This window comes from Microcoleus sp. B9-D4 (assembly GCF_036705105.1).
GTDB lineage: Bacteria > Cyanobacteriota > Cyanobacteriia > Cyanobacteriales > Microcoleaceae > Microcoleus.
The window spans coordinates 19,261-28,245 of sequence record NZ_JAUBTS010000074.1 but is presented as its reverse complement, the minus strand read 5'-3'; the positions used below and the strand labels follow the sequence as shown (position 1 = coordinate 28,245).

Sequence of the window (8,985 nt, the reverse complement as noted above, 5' to 3'; positions counted from 1 at the left end):
AACTCCAACACCTCCAACTCCAACACCTCCAACTCCAACACCTCCAACTCCAACACCTCCAACTCCAACACCTCCAACTCCAACACCTCCAACTCCAACACCTCCAACTCCAACACCTCCAACTCCAACACCTCCAACTCCAACACCTCCAACTCCAACACCTCCAACTCCAACACCTCCAACTCCAACACCTCCAATACCTCCAACACCTCCAACCCCAACCCCAACACCAACACCTCCAACACCTCCAACACCAACCCCAACACCTGCTGGAATTACCGTTAATCCTGTAAGTGGATTAATCACCACAGAATCAGGGGGAACAGCAACATTTGATGTCACACTCAACAGCCAACCTACTGCTGATGTCAAAATAGATTTAGAAAGTTCCAATACAGCAGAAGGAACAGTTTTACCTGTATCGCTGACTTTCAATCCGGGTAACTGGAATGCAGCGCAAACGGTGACGGTAACAGGTGTTAACGACAATGTTGCTGACGGCAATAAACCTTACACGATTTTTACTGCCCCTGCTGTTAGTACGGACAACAATTATAGCGGCTTAAATGCAGCCGATGTCGCTGTTACCAATAATATCCCAGCCAGAGACTTAGCTGAAAACACTGCAAGTACAGCCAAGGAAATCAATGCAGCTTCTAGTTTCAGAAATTACCCCGATGCAGTCAGCACTAACGATCCCGATTACTACGAATTCACTTTAGGTGCTCAAAATGACTTCAATTTGTCAGTCAGTGGAGTCAATCAAGATGTCAAAATAGAATTGCTTGACAGCAGTCAAAATGTCATTTCAACTGCACAAGATTCTGGTCCAGCCTCCAAGTCAATTAACCGCATTTTGGAACACGGCACTTACAATGTGCGAGTTTCTTCAGTTAATAGTGTAGAAACTCCCTACAATTTAAACTTGTCGGTTATACCTCGTCTTCCAGGTGTCACAACCACAGGATATGAAGGCCCTGCATTCACAGCTTTGCAGCCAGTTGCAACTACCCAAAACTCTTCGGGGAGCAGCAATAACAATGTCTTTTATTCCCCGTCCGAGAACAATTTTCTGTCTTCAGTGCTTTCTAGTCTTAGTGGTGGCAACAACAATGACCTAGCATATTCTTATGGTTTTGACGCCAGCGGCAACGACCCCTATCCCGAGCATAAGCGCGATGCAAGTGTATCCAGTAAACTGATCAATCTGGACAAATTCCGCGCCGCACCGCGTTTTTCCGGTATTGACGGCAGCGGTTTCTCTGTAGCGATATTAGATACTGGCATCAACTTAGATCACCAATTCTTTGGCCCTGATACTGACTCTAACGGCATCGCCGATCGCATCGTTTATAACTACGATTTTGCCGACGGCGACGCAAATGCAAGCGACCAAGACGGACACGGATCGAACATTGCCAGCATTATTGCCTCCCAAGACTCAACCTATACGGGGATGGCACCTGGGGCTAACATTATCGACCTCAAGGTGAGAAAGGATCCTCCAGCTAATGGAGGAGACGAAATTAGTAAGTTTCGGTATGTTGAACAAGCTTTGCAGTGGGTATTGGAAAATGCAGATGCTCAAAACATTGTCAGCGTTAATATGGCATTCGGCAGCGGTGAAAGTTTTTCCAGTCCTATTTCACCACCCTACGGTATTGGAGATGAACTGGCAGCATTGGCGGCGAAGAATATCATTGTTGTCTCTTCATCCGGCAACCGTTACTACCAGTACCGGTACGAGAATCCTCCAGGTGTCAACTACCCTTCAGCCGATCCGAATTCGCTGTCGGTCAGCGCAGTATATAACTCCAACATTGATAGTTTTCAGTATCGAGATTATTTTGGCGATGCGATCGCAAATACCACTGCTGCCGATCGCATAGCTCCATTTTCTCAGCGTAACGGGGCATTAACCACAGTGTTTGCTCCGGGGGCACCCATCACCGGGGCTGGGGCTGGCCTACCTGGCGAGTTCACAACCCCCTCTGGCGCTCCCATAAACATTTATCACGGTAGCAGTCAAGCTACAGCCCACATTGGGGGCATTGCAGTGTTAGCCCAACAGTTAGCACAGCAAGAATTAGGCCGCCGACTGACACCAACCGAGTTCGCCAATCTTTTGAAAGCAACCGGTGTCACCATCAATGACGGCGACGACGAAGACGACAATGTTACCTATTATACCAATTTTGATTACAAGCGCGTCGATGTGATGGCTTTGGCCCAAGCTATTATCGGCAATCGCCCCCCACAAGAGAAAATTCACCTGGGATCCCGGTACACTGCTCTCAATGTAGACGTTCCTAACGTCTACACGGACCCGGATGGCGACCTACTCACCTACACGCTAACCCTGGCTGACGACACCTCATTACAGAGCAATCCGAACAGCAGTTGGCTTGGATTGTCGTTTAACTCTGCCGCAAACACCATCCAGTTCACCGGAACTCCCCCAAGCAACTGGGGAAACTTCTACGCTAAGTTAACAGCAACAGACCCTGATGGTGCGTGTGCCAGCCAGATCATGCACATAGTGAACACAGGAAATGGCTGGGTCATCGACGGTTACATTTCTGGTGCAACTCTCTTCCTAGATGCCAACAAAAACGGCATCAAAGATACCAACGAACCATCCACCATTACCGATGCCAGCGGTAAATATAATCTCAATATTTCCTTCGAGACTTTCGACACCAACAAAAACGGAGAAATAGACCCATCAGAAGGTAATTTAGTTGCTACTGGAGGCACGGACACCGCCACCGGCTTGCCCCTAGAAACGCCAGTCACCGCACCACCAGATTCTACTGTTGTCACTCTCTTAACCAGCTTAGTTGCCGACTTAATCGATAAAGGAGTTGCACCCGAAGCAGCACAATCTCTGGTCAAATCTTCTCTGGCGATTCCCGCTGAATTTGACCTGACTAACTTCGACCCCATAGAAGCCACCAACAACAATGTACCGGGCGGTGTCCAAGTCTTAGCAGAAATGGTGAAAGTCCAAAACTTCATCACTCAAACTGCCGCTTTGATTGACGGTGCTTCTAGTGCAACTACTAACGAGATTGTCAAGGCTGTTGTCAGTTCAATTACGACTCCCATTCAATCGGGTACTGTTTTAAACCTGAGTTCTTCAGCAGCTTTAGAACCAATCATTCAGCAAGCTGCCGCTAAGATTCAGCAAATTGACTCCAATTTCAACAGTCAACAAATTACCCAAATTACATCGCAAGCTGCGACTGTAATGGCAACAGCAAATCAGCGAATTGATTCGGCTGTCTCCAACCCAACAGGAACATCCATTCCTGAAGCAGTAGCCCGCGTCCAACAAGTAACTTTGGGCGCAACAACTCAAGACTTCAAAGCAGTCGGTGCGGGAACTAAGACAATTTCCCAGGTAGTTACTGAGAATACTGGTGCTGCTTTAGATACCAAAATTCAAGCTGTGATATTACCTGCTGGGATTGCGACTCCTGTTGTCACCGGCGATGCAGATTTGGGCAGCAATTCCCCCGATCGAATTCTCGGTACGAATGGCGACGATATCCTGACTGGCGACAGCGCGAATAATGTTTTGATGGGCATGAGGGGCAATGATTCCCTCGACGGCGGGGTGGGGAATGACACTCTTTTCGGCGGCAAGGCGAACGATACTTTACTCGGAAGTAGCGGTGATGATGCCTTGTTTGGCAATCGCGGTGCTGACATTTTGAACGGCGACGATGGCAGCGATATTCTGCTGGGAGGTAACGGTGATGATTTGCTGACTGGCGGCTTGGGAAGTGATAGTTTGACGGGAGGTGATGGCAATGATAAATTCTTGCTATCTAGCAATTCTGGTATCGATATTATCTTGGATTTTGAAGATGGTAAAGATTTGCTTTCTCTAAGCAACAATCTTACTTTCTCCCAACTGTCCTTTACTCAAGAAAACAGTACAACTTTCATCCGTTCCTCAGTAAACGGAGAAATTTTAGCTGCTCTCAATGGGGTGAGTGCCAGTCTAATGAATGTCGCCGATTTTGGCTAATTTTAATAGCAAGTAGTCGCACATAACTACGGTTAGGTGCGGCTCTCAGAGATTGAGGCTAATACTTTAAATGCAGAAAGTAGATCTACTTACCAGCAATCGTTAAAAATTCCACTCAATCTCCGGGATAAGGCGAGACTGGGGCGCAGACATATTCAGTAAAACTATATCTATATTGCCACTGTGTTCACAAATAAAGATGGCTATAGTTATACTTACTGATTTTGGCTTGGCAATTAAGTGGGATTCAATACCCGCTCAATTGCCGCTCAATACCCTCTTGCTGCTAAATGCAAAGCGGGTTATGGCGAAGAATTCTCGGAGGAATTATGATGAACCTAAATTTAGATACTATTTTCTCATCGCTGATGAACCCGGCCCTGAACGAGTTTCAGGCTTGGGTTTTGCAAAACCCGGAAGAAACTCTCAGCAAAACGATGCTACCCGCGATCGCCCTGATTGAGGGTTTGATTGCCAACGAACCCACGTATTTGCAGATAAAACGGCTGGCTTTCGGAGCGAACTTTTGCTGCGCGGGGCAAGTCGTGATGGGAGAGTTTGCAACGCTGGAAAAAGCACTCACATCGCCCCAGGCGCGCGGCTGGCGGCTTGGTACTTCTGTACTCGATCCCGATCGCGCGCCCAACCAAGATGTCGGCTGCAGAAACCTTTTCCTGCTGTCTTTGTCCGATCGCGCCACTGATGGTAGCAGCAACCACGCAGCATTCCGAAGCTGTATGCAGAAGTATCTCTTCAACAGTGCGACAACGGATCGCCAAGGGGACGAAATCGCCCGACGGTTGCTGCTGAGGCTAGCTGCAGATTATGCCGAGATGTCGCACGGTGCGGGGGGAGCGTTTTTTACCGATGTCAAGCGCGGTTGGATGGGATTTTTAGTCCGATATCTGCACTACGTCATCTTTGGGATTAATCCAGACGATTCAGAGTCGATCGAACTTCTCACCGAATTGCATTACACCCGCCAAAGCCCGCTGCACTACTTCGCCGTCATCGGTAGCCTATTGGAAAGCCTGAACCTGTTTGGACACGGTAATTTGTCCACTCTAATCGAGCGTGCAGCGACTATCTATGAAAATTCCCCAGCTTTAGCCGACTTCGAGGAGAGCTCGGAAAACAACGGCATGACTAAGCGGGAATTGGCAAAGCTGATGACATCAATTATGGGGATAGCGGGACTGCAAGGCCCCCTGCACCTAGGCTACACGGCAATGGGATACCGCCCTCTCCCCGCCTATAAAGGACAGCAGACGGCCGAAATTAACCCGACTGATTTTTGGGATCAGCTCGATTTGGACGATCGCCAGTCTATCGAGCTTTTCCTCCTAGAATGTGCCCGCCTCTGGGCCCCCGTCAGCGCCACGCACCGAGTCGCGACAGAGCCTTTCACCGCAACGGTAGCGGGCAAAGAGCGCACTTTCCCCGCCGGAACCAAGGTACTGATACCGCTCAGTTTGGGGCTGCTAGACGAGGGTTTCTGGGGCTCTACGGTATACGAATTCAATGCTAAGCGCGAGAATCTGTGCCCTTTTCATATGGGTTTTCATTCGGTGGGCGATCGGAGTGCGGGACGGATTTGCCCAGCTAAAGACATCGCCCTCAAGATGCTGGTGGATGTCGTGAGTACAGTAGGCCAAGTGCGACGAGCCTCTGAGCCGAATTTGCGGCGGTAATCAATCCAAAAGCTCGCATCAGATAGCGGTTGAAACTGAGATATTACACAATTCTCAAGAACAGGCAAGATGCCTGTTCCACAAGACATTAAGTTTATTCTGGGGTGTCCTGCCCGCCCTTGAATAACTTATTGGCAATGATGCAAGATGTGAGTTGAAACCGCACGCCACATAAACGAAGTCCGATCGATCGACTAAGAAATCAAGGGGGTATCTAATAGGAAACCAAAACACAACTATTTTGAGGATAAATAATACCATGTTAATCGAACAAAAGCAACTAAAAGACATCGCGAATTGGATGAAAGTAAAACATCCAGCGGAGTTACCTGAAGTCCTGCAAGGTATCTTTTTTATGGACGGGAATGTTTTACCAGACGATTGTCTGACGATGTACAGTTCAGACTGGAATGCTGACGAACGGACGTTATTGCTGCGCGTTTTTGACCCTGTTATCTGGACATTTCATTCATCAATGGCGGGACGGATGTTACTTTATTTAGTTAAATTTTCTCGCTTCAGCTACTTGTTCCGATTCTCGGATGCAAGTTTGCAGCACGGACACATTACGCCGATAGTGTTTGGATGGTGTGTACCGCCGTGGCTGGTAGATTTTTTGATCGATCGAGATCCAAACACTCCGAATGGAGATATCTGGTATCGCACAAACTCGTTTTTCGGCAGACCTGCTGAGAGCGGATATATACTCCGCAGGGTTGTAGACAAAGATGGCAACTACACATCAGCTTTTCCAGATATGCTGTCTAAAGTTGAGAGTGATTGTTTAATCATTGCCAAAGAGTGAAAATATTTAGGAAAACTACAACACCCGCTTAATTAGGCGGGTTTTGTCGATCGAAGTGGCGGAGTTTGAACCGACGACCTCTAGGATGCCAAGTTTGATGTGATATCGTTTTCGGTTGCATCGGAATCATAAAATCGAGTCAACAGTTAACACTCAACCATTCAGTTTTTCGACCCCGAGTCTTATCAACTGCGGTAGCATCGGAATTAATATTACCCACAGGTAGGACACGGCGCCGTCCAACCGAAAACGATATTACTTCTGGCTCATCAGATGTTATTTGCCATGATTATACAGCTTATTACAGGTTCATAAAGTAGTAGGGAAAAGGCAATGCCTTTTCCCTACGGGGATTCATGGATCAGGGGTGTACGTCACAAATAACGTGGAATCTGCTGTAAAATGTTTGGTTTGACCATTTTTTTATTTGCCAACAGTCTCTTAATCCATCTTCCCTACAATATTCTCACCTAATTAATTAGCTCGATCGCACTACAGGAGTGCAAAATCTGTGGCAGTAATCACGCTTGCAGCCACATTGCTGAGAGTTGCCAAAAGTTGCCCGGAACCAGTAACTCGGATGAGAGTTGAACTATTCTCGGCAACAATGCTCAGTTGGGAGAAATCCAGACCACCAATTAAGCCGATCGAATCGAGGCCGTATTGAAAGTCTAAAATAGTCTCGCTGCCGAGGTCAATACCCAACATAAATCGATCGTTCCCGGTACCTCCAATCAGAGTATCATTCCCCTGATCTCCAAACAGCCAATCGTCCCCAGCACCGCCAAGCAAACTATCCTCATCCTTACCGCCGTAAAGAGTATCGTTCCCAGTATCCCCGTTGACAGTATCCTGACCTTCATTGCCAAACAGCAAATCGTTGCCCGAACCGCCGCATATTTGGTCTTGTCCGCCAGCAGAACCGACTGGGAGGGGGCTACCAATATCCCCGTACACTGTATCTTCCCCCTCGCCGCCACAGATAGTATCACTGCCTTCATCGCCAAACAGCAGGTTGCTGCCCAATTCGCCGACAACTAAGTCATCGCCCTTGCCAGCACGCACTGTATCATTACCCTCACCACCTACGATCGTATCTTGATTTTTCTCCCCGCTGAGGAAGTCATCGCCCGCCAAACCGAACACCAAATCGTTGCCCGTCAAATCCGGGTCGAAGGGGTTAATTGTTCCCCCGTAGATAGTATCGTTACCCTGGTCGCCAATTAAAGTATCGCTTTCTTGGTCGCCGAAAATAATGTCGTCATCTTTGCCGCCGTAAACAACATCGTCGTTCTTGCCCGCAAAGATTAAATCATCTCCAGCAACCCCATTGAGGTAATCATTACCCTCATTGCCAAAAACCAAGTCCTTGTCTATATCTGGCCCAACCGGGAAAGCACTGTTAAGTCCCCCGTAAATATTATCATTGCCCCGCAATCCTGCCAACAAATCATCGCCGTCAAAACCATTTATTTCGTCACCGTTATTAGTGCCGAGAATAGTGTCGTTGCCGTTAGTACCGTTGCGGCTATTAGTGACAGAATTTGGACTGCGAATACTGCTAATGCTGGGTAAAACAATTTGCGAACAAATGCAGTCAGCATCTTGTCCTTCTTGCGGTGGTAGTGGTGTTGGTGTTGGTGTTGGTTGGACTTGGGCGAAGGAATTGCCAAAGTTAATATTGCTAACATTAGTGCCACTGACAGCAATAATATCAGCAGGATTGGCAGTAGTTTTCGTCCAACCAGGTTGATTAACTTCCCGAACTCGATAAGTTCCCGGGCCTAAATTGGCGAAACTGTAGCCGCCCAAACTATCAGTAGAAGTATTAACTTCTCCAGCATCTAAAGAGTCATTGCTGTTAGCGTCAAGGAAGACTTGCCAGTTCGGCAAGAGCGGTTCTTGAGCATCCAAAACCCCATTGTTATTGAGGTCATTAAACTTGCTGCCGGAGATGCTAATATTTTGAAAATTGCCAAAATTAATTCCACTACGACTTTCGCCACTACCCAGATTAACCGCCGCCGGATTAGCAGTAGTTTGCGTCCAGCCAGTCTGCTGCACTTCCCGCACATTGTAGGTGCCGGGATTGAGGTTGTTGAAACTGTAATTACCAGAATTGTTAGTGGTAACAGTAGTTTCGCCCGAATCTAAAGAGTTGTTCCCGTTCGCATCGAGGAAAATTTGCCATCCCGAAAGACCAGTTTCCTCCGCATCCTGAGTACCGTTGCCATTGCCGTCGTTGAATTTAAGACCGCTGATGCTGCCTTGCTGCACGGGAGTGGGAGGCAGAGGCGGAGGGGGTGTCGGAGTTGGAGGGGGTGTCGGAGTCGGAGTCGGAGGCGGAGTGGGAGTCGGAGTCGGAACAGGTATCGTTTGGTTGCCAAAATTCACCGTAGCAGGAGTAGTTTGGCCTGCTGCCAGCGTCACTGAAACCGGATTGTCAGTAGTCG

General features: G+C 48.0%; 4 protein-coding genes. 3 read left to right on the top strand and 1 reads right to left on the bottom strand.

Going from position 1 to position 8,985, the window contains the following annotated elements; genetic code table 11:
- From QUB24_RS28930 to QUB24_RS28920, 3 genes are all read left to right on the top strand, one after another.
- The coding region (locus QUB24_RS28930) for a S8 family serine peptidase (RefSeq protein ID WP_333157070.1) at window positions 1–4,036 on the top strand (4,036 nt) is incomplete at its 5' end.
- Between the two features lie 329 nt (window positions 4,037–4,365).
- Window positions 4,366–5,727 carry a cytochrome 450 gene (locus QUB24_RS28925; protein WP_333157069.1) on the top strand — a complete coding sequence of 454 codons (1,362 nt, stop codon included), beginning with the start codon at window positions 4,366–4,368 and terminating at the stop codon, window positions 5,725–5,727.
- Between the two features lie 259 nt (window positions 5,728–5,986).
- Window positions 5,987–6,532, top strand: a complete 546-nt coding sequence (locus QUB24_RS28920) for a hypothetical protein (protein WP_333157068.1) — start codon at window positions 5,987–5,989, stop codon at window positions 6,530–6,532.
- A 492-nt stretch (window positions 6,533–7,024) separates the two neighbouring features.
- Here QUB24_RS28920 and QUB24_RS28915 read toward each other — a convergent pair.
- Window positions 7,025–8,985: SdrD B-like domain-containing protein (locus QUB24_RS28915; RefSeq protein WP_333157067.1), on the bottom strand; the 1,961-nt coding region annotated here is incomplete at its 5' end.

What these genes read in the sequence shown, in the direction of transcription:
- QUB24_RS28925 (WP_333157069.1), top strand. Translation starts at nt 4,366, where the DNA reads ATGATGAACCTAAATTTAGATACTATTTTCTCATCGCTGATGAACCCG.
- QUB24_RS28920 (WP_333157068.1), top strand. Translation starts at nt 5,987, where the DNA reads ATGTTAATCGAACAAAAGCAACTAAAAGACATCGCGAATTGGATGAAA.